Origin of the sequence: Algoriphagus sp. UBA3586, assembly GCF_002376385.1 — a bacterium.
Taxonomy (GTDB): Bacteria; Bacteroidota; Bacteroidia; order Cytophagales; family Cyclobacteriaceae; genus Algoriphagus; species Algoriphagus ornithinivorans.
Genome location: NZ_DFMT01000013.1, coordinates 138,085 through 158,122, shown reverse-complemented (window position 1 = coordinate 158,122; position 20,038 = coordinate 138,085). Strand labels below are relative to the sequence as shown.

General features: G+C 39.9%; 16 protein-coding genes. 11 read left to right on the top strand and 5 right to left on the bottom strand.

Going from position 1 to position 20,038, the window contains the following annotated elements:
- Positions 1-5: 5 nt before the first annotated feature.
- The 3 genes from infB (at position 6) to B2906_RS03930 (ending at position 5,121) form a co-directional block, all read left to right on the top strand.
- Entirely contained in the window at positions 6-2,789 is a 2,784-nt protein-coding gene (gene infB / locus B2906_RS03940) for a translation initiation factor IF-2 (protein WP_286935638.1), read from the top strand.
- A 586-nt stretch (positions 2,790-3,375) separates the two neighbouring features.
- Positions 3,376-3,924, top strand: coding sequence for a hypothetical protein (locus B2906_RS03935; protein WP_219957151.1), 549 nt, complete (start codon positions 3,376-3,378; stop codon positions 3,922-3,924).
- 87 nt (positions 3,925-4,011) lie between these two features.
- A complete protein-coding gene (locus B2906_RS03930) occupies positions 4,012-5,121 on the top strand; it encodes a hypothetical protein (protein ID WP_219957150.1) in 1,110 nt (369 codons plus the stop codon).
- Positions 5,122-5,133: 12 nt separating this feature from the next.
- Here the strand turns inward: B2906_RS03930 and B2906_RS03925 are convergent, their stop codons facing one another.
- Positions 5,134-6,768: a carbon starvation CstA family protein gene (locus B2906_RS03925; protein WP_219957149.1), complete on the bottom strand. Its 1,635-nt coding sequence runs from the start codon at positions 6,766-6,768 to the stop codon at positions 5,134-5,136.
- 222 nt (positions 6,769-6,990) lie between these two features.
- Between B2906_RS03925 and accD the strand changes: the two genes are divergently transcribed.
- The 8 genes from accD to B2906_RS03885 all read left to right on the top strand — a co-directional run bounded on the left by accD (position 6,991) and on the right by B2906_RS03885 (position 15,589).
- The gene (accD, locus tag B2906_RS03920; RefSeq protein ID WP_091652101.1) at positions 6,991-7,833 is read left to right on the top strand and encodes an acetyl-CoA carboxylase, carboxyltransferase subunit beta; all 843 of its coding nucleotides are present in this window, start codon (positions 6,991-6,993) and stop codon (positions 7,831-7,833) included.
- Positions 7,834-7,968: 135 nt separating this feature from the next.
- The gene (nqrF, locus tag B2906_RS03915) at positions 7,969-9,273 is read left to right on the top strand and encodes an NADH:ubiquinone reductase (Na(+)-transporting) subunit F (protein ID WP_091652104.1); all 1,305 of its coding nucleotides are present in this window, start codon (positions 7,969-7,971) and stop codon (positions 9,271-9,273) included.
- 81 nt (positions 9,274-9,354) lie between these two features.
- Entirely contained in the window at positions 9,355-10,506 is a 1,152-nt protein-coding gene (locus tag B2906_RS03910; RefSeq protein ID WP_091652106.1) for a formimidoylglutamase, read from the top strand.
- Entirely contained in the window at positions 10,506-10,733 is a 228-nt protein-coding gene (locus B2906_RS03905; protein WP_219957148.1) for a cytochrome b5 domain-containing protein, read from the top strand. Before B2906_RS03910 ends, B2906_RS03905 begins: the two co-directional genes overlap by 1 nt.
- Position 10,734: 1 nt before the next feature.
- Positions 10,735-11,577: an N-acetylglucosamine kinase gene (locus B2906_RS03900; protein WP_219957147.1), complete on the top strand. Its 843-nt coding sequence runs from the start codon at positions 10,735-10,737 to the stop codon at positions 11,575-11,577.
- Positions 11,578-11,633: 56 nt separating this feature from the next.
- Positions 11,634-12,470, top strand: a complete 837-nt coding sequence (murQ, locus tag B2906_RS03895) for an N-acetylmuramic acid 6-phosphate etherase (RefSeq protein WP_255590698.1) — start codon at positions 11,634-11,636, stop codon at positions 12,468-12,470.
- A 276-nt stretch (positions 12,471-12,746) separates the two neighbouring features.
- Positions 12,747-14,027: a pseudouridine synthase gene (locus B2906_RS03890; RefSeq protein WP_219957145.1), complete on the top strand. Its 1,281-nt coding sequence runs from the start codon at positions 12,747-12,749 to the stop codon at positions 14,025-14,027.
- Between the two features lie 1,364 nt (positions 14,028-15,391).
- Entirely contained in the window at positions 15,392-15,589 is a 198-nt protein-coding gene (locus B2906_RS03885) for a hypothetical protein (protein ID WP_219957144.1), read from the top strand.
- A 59-nt stretch (positions 15,590-15,648) separates the two neighbouring features.
- Here the strand turns inward: B2906_RS03885 and trxA are convergent, their stop codons facing one another.
- From trxA to B2906_RS03865, 4 genes are all read right to left on the bottom strand, one after another.
- A complete protein-coding gene (trxA, locus tag B2906_RS03880) occupies positions 15,649-15,954 on the bottom strand; it encodes a thioredoxin (RefSeq protein WP_219957143.1) in 306 nt (101 codons plus the stop codon).
- A gap of 124 nt (positions 15,955-16,078) precedes the next feature.
- The gene (locus B2906_RS03875; protein WP_219957142.1) at positions 16,079-16,648 is read right to left on the bottom strand and encodes an OmpH family outer membrane protein; all 570 of its coding nucleotides are present in this window, start codon (positions 16,646-16,648) and stop codon (positions 16,079-16,081) included.
- A gap of 17 nt (positions 16,649-16,665) precedes the next feature.
- Positions 16,666-17,196: an OmpH family outer membrane protein gene (locus B2906_RS03870; RefSeq protein WP_219957141.1), complete on the bottom strand. Its 531-nt coding sequence runs from the start codon at positions 17,194-17,196 to the stop codon at positions 16,666-16,668.
- A gap of 89 nt (positions 17,197-17,285) precedes the next feature.
- Positions 17,286-19,982 carry a BamA/OMP85 family outer membrane protein gene (locus B2906_RS03865; protein WP_219957140.1) on the bottom strand — a complete coding sequence of 899 codons (2,697 nt, stop codon included), beginning with the start codon at positions 19,980-19,982 and terminating at the stop codon, positions 17,286-17,288.
- Positions 19,983-20,038: the final 56 nt, after the last annotated feature.

Sequence of the window (20,038 nt, the reverse complement as noted above, 5' to 3'; positions counted from 1 at the left end):
TGCTTATGTCAGAAGAAAAAATGATGCGATTAGGCCAAATAGCCAGAAAACTCAACGTGGGTACGGCAACCATCGTCGAGACACTGGCCAAAAAAGGCTTTGATGTGCAGGACAATCCGAATTCTAAAATCAACATGGAGCAGGTAGATATGTTGACCAAGGAATTCAAGTCCTCAGCACTTGAAAAGGAAGAGGCTTCCCACCTCTCGATAGGGAAGAGGCATGAAACAGTCTCCCTTGAGACTGAAACCAAGCCAGAGCCAGCTCCGGAACCAACTCCGGAACCTGCGCCAAAACCTGCGCCTGCACCTGAGGCGAAGAAAGAAGAGCCAAAACCTGCTCCGGCTCCAAGTCCAGAACCTGAAAAAGTTGCTCCTGAAGCTCCAAAGCTCGAGGGTATCAAAGTTCTAGGAAAAATTGATTTGAATAAGAAGCCGAATCCGGCTCCTAAACCTGCGGCACCTGCGAAGGCTCCTGAAGTAAAAGCATCACCAAAACCTGAGGCCAGAAAAGAGCCTCAAGCGCCGAAGACAGAAGCAAAACCAGCTCAAAAACCGCAACATCAACAAAAGCCGAAAGAAACTCCTCCTCAGCCTAAAGTTGAGAGAAAAGAGCAAAAAGAGGTACAAAAGCCAGCTCCTAGCGAAGTGATTTCCGCAAAGGCAGACTCCTTGAAAGGATTGACTGTTTTAGGCAAAATTGAATTGCCGGTTGAGAAATCTAAGAAAAAAGGAGGTCCTGTAGCCTCTTCTGATGAAAGAGCCAGAGATAAGAAGCGTCCAAGAAAACGCATAGATAAGAGTGGCGGAAATAGAAATCAGGGGAATAACCAAGGAAATAGAAACCAAGGTCAAAAGGGAGGACAAAAAGGAGGACAGCAGGGTAGAACCCAAAAGGCTGAACCTACCCAAAAGGAAATCCAAGATCAAATCAAACAGACTCTTGCTAGACTTCAGGGAAATAAATCCGGAGGTAAGAAGAGCCGAAGAGATAAAAAAGCCGAGCGTGAACGTGAGGTTGATGTAGATAACGAAGAAACCAAAATCCTAAAGGTTACTGAATTTATTTCAGCTAATGACCTGGCTGCATTGATGGATTTATCTGTGAACCAGATTATTTCCGCCTGTATGTCTTTGGGGATGTTCGTTTCTATTAACCAGCGATTGGATGCTGAGGCGATTACTATTATTGCCGATGAGTTCGGGTACGATGTAGAGTTTACCAAGTCTATTGAAGATGAAATCGAAGTAGAGGAGGAAGATTCTGAGGAGGATTTGGAGGAAAGAGCTCCGATCGTCACTATCATGGGTCACGTTGACCACGGTAAAACATCCTTGTTGGATTATATCCGAATGTCAAAAGTAACTGCGGATGAAGCGGGAGGAATTACACAGCACATTGGTGCATACGATGTAATGACCAAAACAGGGCATAAAATTGCCTTCTTGGATACTCCAGGTCACGAAGCATTTACTGCGATGAGAGCTAGAGGTGCTAAAATCACAGACGTTGCCATTATTGTAATTGCAGCTGATGACAGCATCATGCCTCAGACCAAAGAAGCTATCAACCACGCACAGGTGGCTGGTGTTCCGATGATTTTTGCAATCAACAAAGTGGATAAGCCTAATGCGAATCCAAATAAAATCAAGGAAGAACTTGCCAATATGAATCTATTGGTAGAAGAATGGGGTGGTAAATACCAATCCCAAGACATCTCTGCCAAAACAGGTCAAGGTGTAGACGAACTCCTTGAGAAAGTTCTACTAGAGGCTGAAATTCTTGAACTGAAAGCCAACCCTGATAAAAATGCTGTTGGTACAGTAATCGAAGCATCCTTAGATAAAGGTCGAGGTTATGTAGCTACCATGATGATTCAGGCGGGTACTCTTAAAGTTGGAGACGTAATGCTTGCTGGTCAACATTATGGTCGTGTGAAGGCCATGTTTGACCACAAGGGTAAGAAGATGAAAGAAGCTGGACCATCTACTCCTGTACAGGTGTTGGGTCTAAGTGGGGCTCCTCAAGCTGGTGATACAGTGAAAGTATACGATTCTGAGAGAGAAGCCCGTGAAATTGCCAACTCAAGAGAACAGATACAAAGAGAGCAAAGCTTACGAACCAAAAAGCACATTACTTTGGATGAAATTGGACGTCGTTTGGCAATCGGTTCTTTCAAAGAATTGAATATCATCATCAAAGGTGACGTGGATGGTTCGGTAGAAGCACTTTCGGATTCCTTGCTGAAACTATCCAAAGAGGAGGTTAAAGTTTCCATCATACATAAAGGTGTAGGACAAATTTCCGAATCCGATGTCTTATTGGCTTCTGCTTCAGATGCGATTATTATCGGTTTCCAAGTAAGACCTTCTTCCAATGCTAAAAAATTAGCAGAGCAGGAGGAAATCGAAATCCGTCATTACTCCATCATCTACGATGCGATCAACCAGATCAAGGATGCGATCGAAGGTATGCTTGAGCCTGAGTTTGAAGAAGTGATCACCGGTAATATCCAAGTGAGAGAAGTCTTCAAAATCTCTAAAGTTGGAACGGTTGCAGGTTCTTATGTAACGGATGGGTACATCACTAGAAAAAATAAGATCCGCGTGATCCGTGACGGTATTGTAATTCATGAAGGTGAAATCGATCAGTTGAAGCGATTCAAAGACGATGTAGCTGAGGTGAAAGCCGGTTACGAATGCGGTATTTCCATCAAAAACTTCAATAATATCGAAGTGGATGATACCATCGAAGGTTATGAGATGAGAGAAATCAAAAGAAAAAAATAAGTAATTACTTATAAGGTAAGGGGCTGTCTCAAAAGTGATTTTGTCACATTGAGGGAAGTCGAAATATGAGCCATATCGAAAAAAATGGCCTTCGACTCCACTCAGGCTGACATTTGAGCGATTTTTTGGGACAGCCCCTTTTATTTTCGAAGGATGTTAGAAGCTATACTCTTTTTGATCATTATGCTTTGGGCATTAGCCCTACTGGGATTGATTTTGGGTTTGATTAGGCCAGTTATCGTTTTGTGGTTTTTAGATAGGTTCAATAGGCTGAAGGTTTTAAAGATCTACGGAATACCTTTTTTGATCTTATCTCTTTTGCTATTTCTTTTTCGTGCATAAAAGGCTTTTCTAACGTTAAAGGGAAATACCGCTTATTGTCAGCTCAGAGGATTAGAATCCTGGAGCTTCGCCTGCCAACCGTGGCTGGGTCTTCTGTCTTCAATAGACTGCTCTGAGCGAAGTAGAAGTGTCCAGTCATTCAAAAAAATATAGTAAATGGTGTAATTAAGGATTTTCAGAATATTATATATACATCCTTTGATAATGTCAGAATTTTATAAGTAATTTCTGAAAATTTATCCATTTGAGATCAGTAGTATCCATATTGCTTTTGGTTTGCTTTGCCAGTTATCATTTTGGCTACTATCTATTTTATTATTCTCATCAATACCATTTAGAATCCAAGTGGATAGAAAAAATTTATACAGATCAGATAGAAGGATTGGAAGAGCGAATGATGGTCATTCCACTTTCGGCACCTTACATGTCCAATCAAGAGCACTTTCAAAATACAAATACGCGCTTCGAAAAAGACGGGAAATTTTATAGAGCTATTAAGCAGCGGTACCAAAATGATTCCTTGGAAATTATTTATGTGCCAGATACTGCTAGAAAATCACTAGAATCCACTGTTCAAAAATGGATTTCTGCAGTTACAGACGGCGATTTTGATTCAGAACAGTCTAATTCAAAATCATTCAAAAGTTTTGTAAAAGACTATATTCAAACAGTTTCGCATGAATTTCAAGGGGTCAATTCAAAGGCTTCTGTTACAACACTAGGGTTTATTTTTTCACCTTATCAAAATCCATTTTATACACTTGATTCCCCACCTCCCCAGTTTTTAGGTTGAACTTCATCTTCGGGGCATTTAGCTCTATCTACTTCTTTTTAAGGCTTCAGTATCCTGTTGCCTTTTCAACCTATTACGTTATTTATCATGAAAAAATTATTTCTATCCGGGATAATTGGAGCTTATTTGTTTCTATTCCCGGAATTTGGCTATGCTCAAGGATGCGTAGCCATTCGCCAATTTTCTGGAGTTGGCAATGCTGTGGGACAAGGTAATTTTCAAAATCAAGGAGATTGGAACATCAGTGCTAATTACCGATATTTTAAATCGTTTCGTCATTTCCGGGGAACTCATGAGGAGCCTGAAAGGATAGAGAATGGAACGCAGGTGATCAATTGGTCTCATGGGATGGACCTTACTGTCAGTTATTCCTTTACTTCAAGAATTTATGCGCTGGCTTCTATCCCTTTTGCATATAATGAACGCTCCTCTCTATATGAACATGGAAGAACTGAACGTCACACTACATACAGTTCGGGTTTGGGTGATATTAGAATTGGTGCTGGCTACTGGTTGTTTCCCGAGTCAGAAAAAAGAAAAGGAAATATGGCTGTCGGTTTAGGGATCAAAATTCCCAGTGGAAATTTCCGGGCAGAGGATACATTCTACAATGTAGGTGTAGGAGGTCAACCTGAAATTCGGCCTGTTGATCAATCTATACAGTTAGGAGATGGTGGGTTCGGATTCAATGTGGATTTTCAGGGTATCTGGAGTATAAACTCCTCCCTTTTCGCGTACTACAGTGGTTTCTATCTCTTTAACCCAAAAAACACCAATGGTACAAAGACCTTTAGAAGCAGAGAAAGTGAATTCATTATGAGCGTTCCTGATCAATATGCGCTTCGGGGAGGGGCTTTTTATTCTATGAAACAAATTCATGGTTTAGGCTTCTTGCTTGGTGGTAGAATAGAGGGCATTCCGGTTAGCGATTTATTGGGAGAAAGTGATGGCTTTCGTAGACCTGGCTATGTCATTTCGGTAGAACCGGGAGCAAGCTATATGCTCAAAAATCTAACTGGGACATTGACTGTGCCTTTAGCTTTGGTAAGAAATAGAACTAGAAGTCTTACTGATATAGCTGATTCTACTCCTGAAAACAAAAGACATGGAGATGCTGCCTTTGCAGATTATGTGATCAATTTTTCCCTAGCCTGGAGAATACCTAAAAAGGTGCCTCAGATTTTTAATACTTTATAAATTAAGTAGAAATCAAAGGGCTTTAGAAGGCTCTTTGATTTCTTTTTTGATACTCTTGGTTGCCAATACCAACAGCGAAATGGCCAAAACAAAAAGTAAAGCAGCGATGATGGATAAGACATAGACTTCTTCCTGAAAGTTTTTCCATGCAAATAAACCCAAAGAAGCCAATGTTACTGTAAACATGAAAAACATGGGAAGCGTAACGAAGAGTGCATTTTTCTTTTTTCGAATCATCCACACTGCAATCGTTAAGAGTGCTAAGGCTGCTAACAGTTGGTTAGCTGACCCAAATATTGGCCAAAGGGTGGTAAACTCTCCCGAAAGTAACAGAAGAACAGAAAAAACTACGACTAAACCTGTGCTAATAAATCGATTATTGGAGATGTATTTGGCACTGGGCTGAGGAAGGTCTTCAAAATACTCTTGCAAGGTAAACCTAGCCAAACGGGTACAAGTGTCGAGCGTAGTCAGGGCAAATGCGGATACGGTCAGGGCCACAAAACCTACAGCAAAAGATTCAGAAATTCCTAAACTGGCAATCATTCCACCTAAACCAGTTGAGAAGAGTGAAACAGGCCCTTCTCCTGCCAGTCTTTCCAAGTACTCTGTTTTGGTCAATACCACTACTGCACCAACTGATATAATGGCCAAAAAGGACTCTATTAGCATCCCTCCAAATCCTACGACCTTGGCATCAGATTCTTTGTCCAATTGTTTGGAAGTAGTACCTGAGGCTACTAAAGAGTGAAAGCCCGAAATTGCTCCACAGGCGATAGTCACGAATAAAACAGGAAATATATAGCCAAGATTTTCCGTGGAAACTGTCACCTCCGAACTCATTTTAATTTCAGGATTGGCAATGAAAACACCCAAGATGGCTGCGATCATCATCCCATAGAGTAAAAAGCTGTTGAGGTAATCTCTTGGCTGAAGCAGTAGACTAACGGGTGTGACAGAAGCAATAAATGCATAAGCCAGCAAGGCTAAAATCCAGATTTTATAATCCAATACAAATGGAACTTGCATGCCGAGGTACACAAAAAAGTACATTAATATAACTCCTACCACACTTATAATTACAAAGGTGATTTTTTTATCTCCTACCGCTCTGTTGACCATTCCGAATGCAATGGCTAAAAAAATGAAAAAGATAGAGGCGGATGCTACACCGGGATTACTGACGAAAGTTTTGGCAATAATATCTGCAAAAACACCAATAACTAGAATTAAGGTAGAGAAGCTGAAAATGACAAAAAGTTGCTTTCCTTGGAGGCCTATTTGTTTTCTGATGATCACACCTATGGACTTACCTTCAGTTCGCAAGGAAGCTGCCATACTCCCCAAATCATGAACTGCACCAAAAAATATTCCCCCAATCAAAATCCATAGAACTGCCGGAACCCATCCAAAAGTAACTGCGATGATGGGGCCTACGATAGGCCCAGCCCCTGCAATCGAAGCAAAATGATGCCCCAAAACCACTATTGGCTTGCTTGGCTCATAATCTACACCATCTCTGAGCGTATGAGAAGGCGCTTTATTCTCATCGGAAAGTCCAAATTTCTTGTACACATAGCTTCCGTAAAATTTATATGCAAGAATCAGAATGATGGCTGAAAGGACAAGCAGGAGAGCAAGATTCATGGGGAATATTTTGGGTTTACCTAAATCTAAAAGAAAATATTTCTTGAAGACCTATTCAAAATAAAGCAAAATTTGTGGCCTCTAAAAGGAATACTACAGGAATGAAATTAGAGGTTTTTCATACCCATGTGAAGGAGAGAAATGAGGATGAGTTTTATTTCACAGATATAAGGACTAAATTTGTATCCTTTGACTCGTCAAAAATCATTTTAAAAACTCAATATGGCTTGGTTTAAAAGAACTGATAAAGGGATCAAAACCTCCACAGCAGAGAAGAAAGATGCGCCGGATGGATTGTGGTTCAAAACTCCCAATGGAAATATCATTCATACTAGAGAGCTCAAAAACAACGCTTATGTATGCCCTGATGATGATTTCCACGTAAAAATCGGATCCAAGGAATATTTTGAAATCCTTTTTGATAACAACAAATTCACGGAATTAGACAAGGACATGAAGTCTGGAGACCCTTTGAAGTTTTCAGATACCAAACCTTATACTTCCAGAATTGCTGCTACTATAGATAAAACCGAACTCAATGATGCCGTAAGGACTGCTTATGGCAAAATGAATGGGCTTGATTTGGTAGTGGCCTGTATGGATTTCAATTTTATCGGGGGGTCTATGGGCTCTGTGGTTGGAGAAAAAATCGCCAGAGCAATCGATCATTCCCTGAAAAACAAAGTGCCATTTTTAATGATTTCCAAGTCAGGTGGTGCTAGAATGATGGAAGCTGGTTTCTCTTTGATGCAGATGGCAAAAACTTCTGCCAAATTGGCCCTGTTGGATCAGGCAGCTATTCCATACATTTCACTTTTAACAGATCCGACAACCGGAGGCGTAACTGCCTCGTATGCTATGCTAGGTGATTTTAACATCGCTGAGCCTGAAGCATTGATCGGATTTGCCGGTCCAAGAGTAATTCGGGAGACAATCGGTAAAGATTTACCAAAAGGTTTTCAAAGTTCTGAATTTGTTTTGGAACACGGATTTCTTGATTTCATCATCGATAGACGACAGTTGAAAAGCAGGTTGACCACTTTGTTAAACCTCTTGAACAATTAATCAGTTATCTAAAAAAAATCTATGCTCGATTAGGCTCAAATTTGAAAAGCAAATTGGCCTGTTTTATTGATTAATAGATATATTTGTGCACCGAAAACGGGTATCAATCCATACGAAAAGTAAAACCAAAATTTCATGGGTTCTGTAATTATTACATCCATTGTAGCATTTACCTTAATCATATTGCTACTGGTATTTATTCTCTTGTTCGCCCAGTCCAAACTGGTTAATTCAGGAGATGTGAAAATTGTCATCAACGGAGATGAAAGCAATGCTATCACTACCTCAGCTGGGGTGAGTTTGCTGTCTACGCTTGGTAACCAAAAAATCTTCCTTCCTTCTGCCTGTGGTGGAGGGGGTACTTGCGCTATGTGTAAGTGTGTCGTGGAAGAAGGTGGAGGAGAAGTTCTTCCTACTGAAGTTGGTCACCTAAGCAGAGCAGAGCAGCAATCTAATGTGAGATTGGCTTGCCAAGTCAAGGTAAAGCAGGATATGAAAATCCGCGTACCTGAAGAAATCTTCGGAATTAAGAAGTGGGAGTGTGAAGTTGTGTCTAACTACAACGTATCTACTTTCATCAAAGAATTTAAAGTTAAGTTGCCAGAAGGTGAAAACTTGGACTTTGAATCCGGAGGTTATATCCAGATTGACGTTCCAGCTATCACGGTAAACTTCAAGGATATGGATATCACTCCGCATCCTGAATTGGGTCACCCAGATGATGTTTATCAAAGTGATTGGGATAAGTTTGGTCTTTGGGACTTAGTCATGAAAAATGACGAGGAGCTTTTCAGAGCTTATTCCATGGCCAACCACCCTGCTGAAGGTAATATTATCATGTTGACAATCCGTATTGCTACTCCACCATGGGATAGAGCAAATAACAAGTGGATGGATGTCAATCCAGGAGTTTGTTCCTCATACGTATTCTCAAGAAAGCCAGGGGATAAAGTGATGATCTCCGGACCTTATGGTGAATTCCATATCAACCCGACCCAAAGAGAAATGATCTACATTGGTGGTGGTGCTGGTATGGCTCCATTGAGATCTCATATCTTCCACCTTTTCCATACAGAGAAAACTGATAGAAAAGTATCTTACTGGTACGGTGGTAGATCTAAGAAGGAATTGTTCTATGTTCCTCATTTTAGAGATATCGAGAAAGAATTCCCTAATTTCAATTTCCACATTGGACTTTCCGAGCCACTTCCCGAAGACAATTGGAAAATCAAGAAGTCTTTGGACGATAAAGAAGGTGATGGCTATGTAGGTTTCATCCACCAAGTGTTGTATGACAACTACTTGAAGGATCATCCTGAGCCAGATGAGGTAGAATTCTATCTTTGCGGACCTCCTTTGATGAACGCAGCGGTTCTTAAAATGCTAGACGATTTAGGAATTCCTCAAGAAAATATCCGATTCGATGATTTCGGAGGATAATCAAAACTTAAAATCCCGCTTCGGCGGGATTTTTTATTTGTGGTCACATTTTTGATTATTTTTACCCAACATCACACCCTTATGAATATTCAATCTTTTTTCGATCCCGTTGCGGACTTTCTTTGGCAAAAAAAATACCCGGAAAATTCATTTTTCCGACAAATCCACTGGTATGGAGAAGAATTCCCTGATCTGAAGGGTATTCAAATTGCTTTGGTAGGACTAAAAGAAGCCAGAGGAATTCAAAAGTCCGAAAGTGTAGAGCGAGGATCCCTTGAAATCCGTGAAAAACTGTATGAATTAAAACGCGGAGTTGGCCCTTACAGAGTAGCCGATTTGGGAGATTTAATCCCAGGAGAAACCTTGGAGGAAACTTACCAAAAAATGCAAAAGGTAGGGGAGTTCTTGATGAAGCAACAAATCCTTCCGATTTATTTTGGGGGCACTCATGATTTGGATTATGGCCAATATCTATCCTATCAAAAAATGAAAAAGCTGGTCAGCCTTTTGACTGTCGATGCCAAATTGGACATGGAAGAAGAGGGGCCGCTTTCAGACCAACACACACAGGAAATTATTTTACATCAGCCGAATTTCCTCTTTTCTTATTCTCATTTGGCCTATCAAAGCTTTTTGGTAGATCCTTCTTTGATCAATGTGGTAGAGAAACTCTATTTTGATCACATGAGACTGGGAATGGTTAGGAAAGAATTTAAAGAAATAGAGCCATTGATTAGAAATGCTGACTTTTTGAGTTTTGATCTATGTGCGATTCAATCCTCTGATGCTCCAGGAGCTGTGGATCCGCAGCCATTTGGATTGACAGCCGAAGAAGCCTGTCAAATCTGCTGGTTTGCCGGAATGAATGAGAAATTGAGTTCCATTGGAATTTATGGTTACGAACCTTATTTTGATGATGCCTCCAACAAGACAGCTAAAGTTAGCGCTGTCATGATCTGGTATTTCATCGAAGGTTTTTATTCCAGAAAAGACAGCCTTTCCTTCAAGAGTAGCGATTATACCAAATACACGGTTTCTCTAGATACAAAGCCTAATACTCTGGTCTTCTATAAAAGTAAAAGAAGCGGAAAGTGGTGGATGGAGATTCCTCATAATGAAACGGAAAAGTTTGATAGGGTAAGTACAGTTCCTTGTAGTTATTCTGATTATCAAGTTGCACAAAAAGGAGAAATTCCGGAGCGTTGGATCAATGCTCAGATCAAGTTATTGTAATGAAGGATTACACGAGGCAACAATTGGCCTTGAGGAATGGGCAAGACAAGCCGGAAGTATGGGTCTCTTACAAGGGTTTGATATACGATGTAAGTGCATCCAGACTTTGGAAGACGGGCACTCACTATGAGCATTGGGCTGGACAGGATCTTACGGAGGAATTGAAAGATGCTCCCCATACAGAAAAAGTTTTTGAAAAATTTCAGCCCATAGGGCGATTGATTTGAAATGATATTAATAGCAGATAGCGGTTCCAGTAAGACAGACTGGAGAGTAATTCATCAGGATGGAAAGATTTCCCAGCATAGAGGTGTTGGCTTCAACCCCTATTATCAGACGGCCGAAGAAATGGCTATTCAAATGCGGGATGAGTTTCTTCAAAATCTATCTGATGAAATTGAGCAGATTTATTACTACGGTGCAGGCTGTTCCGCTCCTGAAAGAAAAGCTGAAGTTGAACAAGCTTTAAAATCCATTTTCCCTGATTCTGCTGTAGAAATTGATCATGATTTAGCTGCTGCTGCTCATGCTACCTGTGGACATCAGGCCGGGATAGCTTGTATTTTAGGCACAGGTTCAAATAGCTGCGATTATGACGGAGCTAAAATTGTGGATTCAAGACCCGCTCCGGGATATATTCTGGGGGACGAAGGAGGTGGAGGATATATTGGGAGAAAGCTACTCCGGGATTTTATCAACCAAGAAATGCCCTCTGAAATCTTTCAGGAATTGAAGGATAGATTTCATTTAACCCAGGCAATCATCCAGGATCATGTTTATAGGCAACCCTTTCCAAATAGGTACATGGCTAGTTTTTGTAGATTTATTACAGAACATGCATCCAACCCTTACTGCTATCGCTTATTCTATGATTCTTTTATTGAATTCTTCGAAAAGCATATCTTTAAGTATAAAGACTGCAAGTCTAAGCAAGTTAATTTTGTCGGATCCATTGCCTTCTATAACTCAGATATTTTGAGAAAAGCAGCGAGGGATCAAGGCTTACAAGTAAATTTGATTATAGAAAGCCCTATAGCAGGATTGACTCTGTATCATCAGAATAAATTATAAATCTATTCTGTGGAAAAGAGTCCTCATACATTTGGTTTGGAGCATTCAAAAAAGATATAGCGACCCAAAAAAATCTATCAAAAATGAAAGTGACAGAAAGTACCTCTTACTATGATAATCTGGAGCAAATGTCTATTCCGGAATTATTGGAAAATATTAACCGGGAAGATCATAGAGTGCCTGAGGCTGTCAAAGAGGTTATTCCAGTCATTACATCCCTGGTAGAAGAGATTGTTCCGAGGATGGAAAGGGGAGGGAGACTAATCTATATTGGTGCCGGTACTTCTGGCCGTTTAGGCATTTTGGATGCCTCAGAGTGCCCTCCGACCTATGGAGTGCCTCATGATTGGGTCATTGGATTGATAGCTGGAGGGGATGCCGCTATACGCAAAGCCGTAGAAAATGCCGAGGATGATGCAAATCAAGCCTGGAAGGATATTCAGGAATATGGATTCAACCCAGATGATACGATCATTGGTATAGCCGCTTCTGGCACGACTCCTTATGTAATTGGAGGTGTGAAAACAGCCAAAGAAAATGAACTTCTAACAGCCTGTATTACCTGTAATCCAAATTCTCCCTTAAGTCAGGAAGTGGACTTTGCAATAGAAGTAGTCGTAGGTCCCGAGTTTGTCACAGGAAGCACTAGAATGAAGGCCGGTACTGCCCAAAAATTAGTGTTGAATATGATTTCTACTACGGTGATGATCAAATTGGGAAGAGTAAAAGGGAATAAAATGGTGGATATGCAGCTTTCCAATGCCAAGCTAATTAACCGAGGAACCTTGATGATCATGGAGGCTACGGGCTTGGACGAGGAAAAAGCAAGAGAATTGCTCCTTTCTCAAGGTTCAGTAAGAAAAGCAACAGAATACCATTATAAAAACAAGTAAATCTCTTACTTAACTAGTAAATATCCTTGGAATGGCTGTATCTTTGCAGCCCAATTAAACGATTGAAATCCAATTGTTTATTTAAAGTTTATGTATATCCGCTTTTTTTTCCGCTGAATGGGAAAAATTGTTCAGTTTTAGCCTTATGGATCAGAATCCGAAAACTTCGGTCTTCAGTCTTCTGTCTTCTAGCTCGATGAACAAAGAAAATATGTCAATTGGAAGGATTTGCGGATGATCAGTTAAAAATTAATACAGCAGTGATGTTGCATACTTATGAAAAAAGATAATTCAAGAAAACCATTTTTTGACTCTAAAAAATCTGAATCCTCAGATTCCAAAAAATTCCAAAAAGGCAAGCCGGCTCCTAAGTCTAAGTTTGGTTCAAAAGACTTCGATAAAAAGAGTTTTGGGCCAAAAAAAGATTGGAAAAAATCTGACACTTCAGCTAAATGGGATAAAGAAGACAAGCCCGGGAAGAGACCAAATTTTAGAAAAGATGAGGGTAAATTCTCCAATTCCAGTCAAGGAATGGAGAAAAAACGCTTTTTTGGAGCTAAGCCTGAATCAGGTTCCGAATCAGGCGACTTCAAAAGAGAGCCTTTCAAAAAATCATTCAAGAAAGATTTCCAAACAAAGCCTGAAGGAGATAAACCAAGAGCTTATTTAGGAAGAGGGAAGGATCAAAAGCCTATTTATGGAGAAAAGGAAGTAGGCAGAAGCCCTAAGCCTGCAGGGAAAAAGGGTTTTGGGAAAAATCGTCCCAGTCGTTTTGAAATGGATCAAAACCGTCCAGATTATAATTTCGATGCATTGCCTGCGAAAAAATCTAAGGGGTCAGAAGGATCTGATTTAATTCGACTGAATAAATACATTGCCAATTCCGGAATTTGCAGTAGGAGAGAGGCCGACGAATTGATCGCTCAGGGATTAGTCACAGTGAATAATGAGGTCATTACTGAGCTAGGGTATAAAGTAAAGAAAGCAGACCGAGTAGTATATCAAGGAAGAAGAATTAATCCTGAAAAGCCGGTGTATGTTCTATTGAATAAGCCAAAGGACTTTATCACTACGACCGAGGATCCGATGGAGCGTAAAACAGTGATGAAGTTGGTAGAGAACGCCTGTGAAGAAAGAATATTTCCGGTAGGTAGATTGGATAGAAATACTACTGGACTGCTATTATTTACCAATGATGGGGAATTGGCTGCCAAGCTTTCTCACCCTTCCAATGAGATCAAAAAAATCTATCAGGTAACCTTAGATAAACCTTTGACCAAAAAGGATGAGGAAGCTGTATTAGAAGGCTTGACATTGGAAGACGGACCGGCTAATGTAGATGACATGCAAGTGCTTTCTAAGGATCGTAAAATTCTAGGTCTTGAAATTCACATAGGACGAAACAGGATTGTAAGAAGAATATTCGCTCACCTTGGCTACGAAGTGACTGCCTTGGACAGAGTAATGTTTGCCGGATTAGATAAAAAAGACTTAAAACGGGGACATTATCGTTTCTTATCCGAAAAGGAAGTTATCAAACTGAAATTCTTTGTTTAAAATAGAAAAGCTCCTTAACCGGGAGCTTTTTTCATATAAAGCTTTTCAAAGCCTTTTCAATTCAGGTGTGGTTAAAAACATGGAACACTAAATATAATAGTGGGGTCTATCGAGAAGAGATTGAACATGATGACTTACTACTGTTAAATCGCTTTAGGTCGGTTGGTAGGGTTTTTTTATCATCTAATCTATGGGTTATGCCCATGGCTAGGTTCGACGCACATTTAATAAAAGTTTCACCACTTTATAGTCAAGATTTTTCGACATTTTTTGTGATTGTAAAAAGACGGTGTAGCCGTCCAACCCTTCAATAGTCCTAGGTGAAACCTAGAGCTAGATATAATAGTTGGGTCCATCAAGAAGAGATTGAGCATAATGACTTATTACTGTTGAATCCCCTTAGGTCGGTTGGTAGGGGTTTTTTATCATCTAATCTATGGGTTTTGCCCATGGCTACGCTCGACGCACATTTAATAAAAGTTTCACCACTTTATAGTCAAGATTTTTCAACGTTTTTTGTGATTGTAAAATGACGGTGTAGCCGTCGAACCCCTCAATAGCCCTAGGTGAAACCAAGGGAATGAATACGACAAATAATTTAGTTTTGGCAACCCTGAAAGGGTTGAATTATAGGTATTCTATTTGCAAATTCTAATAAAATGAAATCAATACTAGGCGCAATAAATTGACTCATCAAACCTCATTTTAGCTTTGCCAGATTGTAGGAAAGGAAATCTATGTTTACACGAATGTTTATTATATGTTCAGAAGGGATGGCTTGAAAATAACTTCTCCATATTGTTCGACCCCTTCAGGGTCTGTAAGTACCATATAAATTGTATTACCTGTCACCATGGGTTGCACCCATGGCTATTCAAAGGTTTGACCCCTCTCGGGGTCATTATCATTGTACCAGAGGAATGGATAAAAGACGGTGAAGCCGTCTAACTTCTGAAAAGTCCTAAGCCTTCCTCTATCGGTCGGTCGGCGGAACTGGTGGAAAAATAAATTTTTGTTGGTTTGGATCTGGCAACCCTAAACAAGTTAAACTTTGAAAATGGAATTACATCTAACAGTTGCCTTAGTCCATGGCGTCCATTCCAAACATAGGCGAAAGGGGGCATAGTTTGACGAGTACCGCACCATTCTAAAAAAATCGGGTTTCGGGATTTGTTCAATGCAGTTCTGATGCTTCTCTATTCCAGAAATATTGGGATTAAAACTCCCTTTTCTGGGAGGAAATTCAATCAAAAATGGCTCAATATTCCACTCCATTCCTTCTTGAACCAGATAGAAAATCAGAACTATTTTTTATCACAAGTGTTGAATAGTAGTAAGAGTAAACTTTTAAACATACAACCATTATGGAAATTACTAGAAAAGCTAAAGAAGAATTGGAAAATAGAATCGATAGAATTGAAGAGTTTATCGGCAAAAAAGGATTGGGATCAAACTACCTACAAAAAGCAAAAAAAACGCAAAGGGATATCAATTTGGCCTTGGCAGTGGGAGGAGTGATTATGATTGCCGGTGTAATACTCTGGATGAAAAGTAACGATTAATAGGTCATTTTTTCTAAGCATTCTTTTACTGGACGCTAACCTATAAAAAGAATCTTTTTTTAGGTAAAGCCTTTTAAAGCCTTTTCCAAATCTCTTTTAGTGATAATCCCTCCCTTTCTCCAAAGAATTTTGCCTCTCTTGAAGAGTGCATAATGGGGGATTGATCTTACTGCAAATTGCTGCGCAAGCTGAGGATATTTATCAACGTTTAGTTTTAAAAGCTTTATTTTGCCGTCGAGTTCTTCGAGAACCTCGGAAATAATTGGATCCATGGTTTGACATGGTCCGCACCAATCCGCGTAAAAATCCACTAAAATGGCGTCTTGGCTTTTGCTAAGTTTATCCTTAATCGATTCTTTAGGCATGCAGTAAAAGTAAATGATTCTCTAGAGCTTCGAAAACTCAAACAAAAGTTAGCTCTGATCAATTTGGCCTAAACAAAAAAACCGACCCACTATGTGGATCGGTTTCTTTATATTCTTGGAGTAATTACTCCTGCATTCTTGGTCTAGTGGAATCCAAAGTAGCTGGTGCCTTAGGCATTTCTACGCCTAATTTTGCCAATACCAACTCAGTAAACTTATCTTCTTCTTTGGTATAAAGAAGGATAGGAGCTTGTCCTGCTGTCTCAGCAAATACATGAGTGTAGTTATTTTCAGCAGCTACAGCGTTAATTGCATTGATTACTTTAGTCTGTACAGGGTCTAATAGTTCCTGTAATTTTCTTTGATAGCTAACTTGAGCGTCTTGCTCATATTTCTGCAAATCTTGCTGAAGTTTAGTAAGCTCCTGCTCTTTTGCAGCTCTAGCCTGCTCAGTCATAGTACCAGCTGCTTGCTGATAAGACTGTACTTGTCTTTGGAAATCCTGAGCTTTTGTTTGAATATTTGTTTGAAGTTGGGTTTGATAATCCTGAATGTCAGCACCGATTTGCTCCATTTCAGGCATCAAGTCCATGATAAATTCTACATTGGTATAACCAATTTTTACTTCCTGCGCTTGGGCGACAAATCCTACGCAAAGCAATGCGATTGCGGAAAGGATAACTTTAACTTTCATACGTTTAGATTTTAATTTTAATTGTTGTCTTCTATTCCTAACTCTTCCAAAACAAACTCTGAATAGTCATGTCTTGGGTCTGTATAAATAATTCCCGAAGGTACGGAGGCTTTGTCAAATAACATGGCCAAATTGTTTTTTCTGGACACCCGCTCTATGGCATCATAGATCTTTGACTGCAAAGGTTGTAAAAGCTCCGCCTGCTTTTGGAAATATTGTCCATCAATACCGAATATACGGCTATTGAATTCCTGAGATGCCTTCTCTTTTTTCTTGATCTCCTGCATCCTATTCTGATACATTTCCTCTGTCAATAGAACTTCTTCAGCTTTTAGCTGAACGTACATTTCTTTGATCTCTTTATCCAAACTTTGTGCCTCTTTCTTCCAGTTGTCGCTGAGCTTTTGTAGCTCCTGCTGCACAATTTTGTAATCTGGATGCTTATTTAAGATAAACTCTGAATCTATATAACCGAACTTTTGTGCCTTTAGAGAGCCAGAAAGCAGGATTAAGAAAAGCAAAAGTACAATTTTCGATGAGTTATTCATGTGACATCAATTTGAAGATTCAGCTCTTAAACGAGCTTTGTTCCCTTAAATTTTGACATAAATTAACTAATCTCGCACTCATTTCAAGCTTATCTAAACTGCTGACCAATGGTAAAGTGGAATTGTGGACCACTTCTTCTGGTTTCTCCAGGTATTTGATCAAAGCCATAACCCCAGTCTACACCTAATAATCCGAATGCCGGCATGAAGATTCTTGCACCCACACCTGCTGATTTTTTCAGATCGTATGGATTAAAGTCCTTATAAGATCCCCAGTTGTTTCCGGCTTCAGCAAAGGTTAATAAGAATATCGTTGCTGATGGGTTAGGAGAAACCAAGAATCTAAGCTCCATGACATATTTGTTGTAAACCACACCACCAAAAGGATCAGGGTTGGCCGTACCTCTCGTTTCTCTTCCTGGAGTAATCGATTGATTTTCGTAACCTCTTAGGCCGATGATTTCCTGACCCAAAGCAAAGTTATTAAAGGTCATACCGTCACCACCCATAACAAATCTTTCCAAAGGAATCAATCCAATTCTATTACCATAAGAGCCCAAGAAGCCCATATGTGCTCTGGCACTTGCCACAAATTTGGTGGATCCAAATAGTGGAGTATAGACAGAAGCATCAAACATCCATTTATGATATTCCAACCACTTATATTTTTCCTCATCACTTGATTCAGAATTCAAGTTCTGATTCAAAGAAGTATAAGGTGGAGTAAATGAAGTGGATAACATGATATTCGACCCAAATCTTGGATAGATTGGATTATCCACGTTATTTCTGGCAATCGTATTGTTGATTGATAAGCTATTAGATCTTCCGGTCGGATAACTCAATCCGAAGGATGTTCCAAATTGATCGAACTCATAAATCTGGAACTGAAGTGAGTTGGAAACGCTAAAGTAATCATCCGGCCAGGTTACTCTTTTTGCTAATCCAAGAGTCGCTCCAGTGATTTTGAAAAAGCCCAATTCATTTCCAAAGTTTGCTCTATTGAAGAAGTCAACCTGTCTTTGTACAGAGTGGTTAAAACTAAAGCTCAAGGCATTTGGTTTCTTTCCTCCAAACCAAGGCTCGGTCAAGGAAAGAGAATAGTTTTGGAAAGAACGCCCATTAGCCTGAACTCTCAATGATAATTTTTGGCCATCTCCTACAGGAAGTGGATCCCATTTATCAAAGTTGCCGATGTTTTTGATGGAGAAGTTGTTGAAAGTAAGTCCAACAGTTCCAACGAACCCAAAGAATCCTCCCCATCCACCGGATAGTTCGATCTGATCATTAGGCCTTTCTTCCAGTTCGAAAGTGATATCCACCGTCGCTGCTTCGAAATTAGGACGAAGGTCCGGATTGATTTTCTCAGGGTCAAAGTATCCTAATTGGGATAATTCCCGGATCGTACGTACCAATAAGGCTCTGTTGAATTTCTGACCAGGGAGAATCCGGATTTCACGCATCACCACGTGATCAGAAGTTCTTTCATTTCCTTTGATGCTAACAGAATTTACAGTTACCTGCGGGCCTTCAAAAATCCGCATTTCCAAATCAATGGAATCGCCGACTACATTAACTTCTATCGGCTGTATATTGAAGAACAAATAACCATTATCCTGATAAAGGGAACTGACATCATCTCCCTTTTGAGGATCATAATTCAGGCGCTTATCGAGCTTTTCTTTATCGTAAACGTCCCCTTTTTGAATACCAAGCTTGGCAGCCAACACCTCATCAGGGTGAATGAAATTACCGGTGAATTCAATATTTCTGTAATAATACTTTCTTCCCTCTTCTAGCTCTATGTCAATGTTGATCTCATCTTTCCCGAACTTGTAAACAGAGTCTTCGACAATTTTGGCATCTCTGAATCCCTTGCTTTGGTAGAAGTTGATTACGTTTTCTTTATCATTCCTATATTCCTTGGGAATGTATTTGGACCCGGCAAAGAAATTAAGTTTGAAGTTTTTGTTGATGTAAGTTTTAGCGTCCTCTTTGGAAACAGAATCAGTGTGTAAAACTGCATTTCCAATGTCTTCAGGAGTAGCTGCCGTAACTCTGGAATAAATATCGCGGAACACACTTACTCTCGCATGCTCTTTGGTTTTCTTCAACTTCCCCTTCACTTTGGAATCAGCGATCTCCTCATTTCCAAAGATTCTGATTTCATTGATCTTAACTTTCGAGTTTTGATTAACATCGAATCGGAGCTTGACAGAATTGGGAAGTGTGGTATCTCGTTCTTGAGTCACTTTTACATCCGTATTCAAAAAGCCTTTGTCCACAAAGTACTTTTGGATATTTCGCTGCGCGGTGTTGAGAACGTCCTCCCGAACTACTCTTCCTCGAATATTGACTTTGTCTCTCAGTTCGCTTTCCTGAGTTTTATTGATTCCCTTAAATTCTACTCTGGAAAATCTAGGTCTTTCAGTTAAATCCAATAGCAGGGAGATATCCTCACCTTCCACTTTCGTCACTAAGATTTTTACATCTCCGATGATCCCTTGATTCCAAAGCTTTTTCAAAGCATTCGAAATAGCCTCTCCAGGAACTTCAATTCTATCATCGACTTTCAAACCGGAAAGGGATAGAATGGCGGTTTCGTCCAAAGTGGTAAGACCAACTGCTTTTATTTCTGCGATTCTATAGGTTTCTGGTTTGGAATAATTTAATTCCAAAATATTCACCGGTCTAGACGATGTATAACGGCTTTGACCCAAACGAATTTGAGCCATTGCAGAACTTGCCCAGATCAGACAAAACAGAATCAGTAAACTTCTTTTCATAAGACTATAATTTGACCGAGATGGTCATATGGAATCTCGCTTTACAATCTTCATTT

Excerpts from the sequence above, each read along its gene's own strand:
- infB (WP_286935638.1), top strand. The coding sequence starts at position 6 with ATGTCAGAAGAAAAAATGATGCGATTAGGCCAAATAGCCAGAAAACTC.
- B2906_RS03930 (WP_219957150.1), top strand. The coding sequence starts at position 4,012 with ATGAAAAAATTATTTCTATCCGGGATAATTGGAGCTTATTTGTTTCTA.
- B2906_RS03925 (WP_219957149.1), bottom strand. The coding sequence starts at position 6,768 with ATGAATCTTGCTCTCCTGCTTGTCCTTTCAGCCATCATTCTGATTCTT.
- accD (WP_091652101.1), top strand. The coding sequence starts at position 6,991 with ATGGCTTGGTTTAAAAGAACTGATAAAGGGATCAAAACCTCCACAGCA.
- nqrF (WP_091652104.1), top strand. The coding sequence starts at position 7,969 with ATGGGTTCTGTAATTATTACATCCATTGTAGCATTTACCTTAATCATA.
- B2906_RS03910 (WP_091652106.1), top strand. The coding sequence starts at position 9,355 with ATGAATATTCAATCTTTTTTCGATCCCGTTGCGGACTTTCTTTGGCAA.
- B2906_RS03905 (WP_219957148.1), top strand. The coding sequence starts at position 10,506 with ATGAAGGATTACACGAGGCAACAATTGGCCTTGAGGAATGGGCAAGAC.
- B2906_RS03900 (WP_219957147.1), top strand. The coding sequence starts at position 10,735 with ATGATATTAATAGCAGATAGCGGTTCCAGTAAGACAGACTGGAGAGTA.
- B2906_RS03890 (WP_219957145.1), top strand. The coding sequence starts at position 12,747 with ATGAAAAAAGATAATTCAAGAAAACCATTTTTTGACTCTAAAAAATCT.
- B2906_RS03885 (WP_219957144.1), top strand. The coding sequence starts at position 15,392 with ATGGAAATTACTAGAAAAGCTAAAGAAGAATTGGAAAATAGAATCGAT.
- trxA (WP_219957143.1), bottom strand. The coding sequence starts at position 15,954 with ATGCCTAAAGAATCGATTAAGGATAAACTTAGCAAAAGCCAAGACGCC.
- B2906_RS03875 (WP_219957142.1), bottom strand. The coding sequence starts at position 16,648 with ATGAAAGTTAAAGTTATCCTTTCCGCAATCGCATTGCTTTGCGTAGGA.
- B2906_RS03870 (WP_219957141.1), bottom strand. The coding sequence starts at position 17,196 with ATGAATAACTCATCGAAAATTGTACTTTTGCTTTTCTTAATCCTGCTT.
- B2906_RS03865 (WP_219957140.1), bottom strand. The coding sequence starts at position 19,982 with ATGAAAAGAAGTTTACTGATTCTGTTTTGTCTGATCTGGGCAAGTTCT.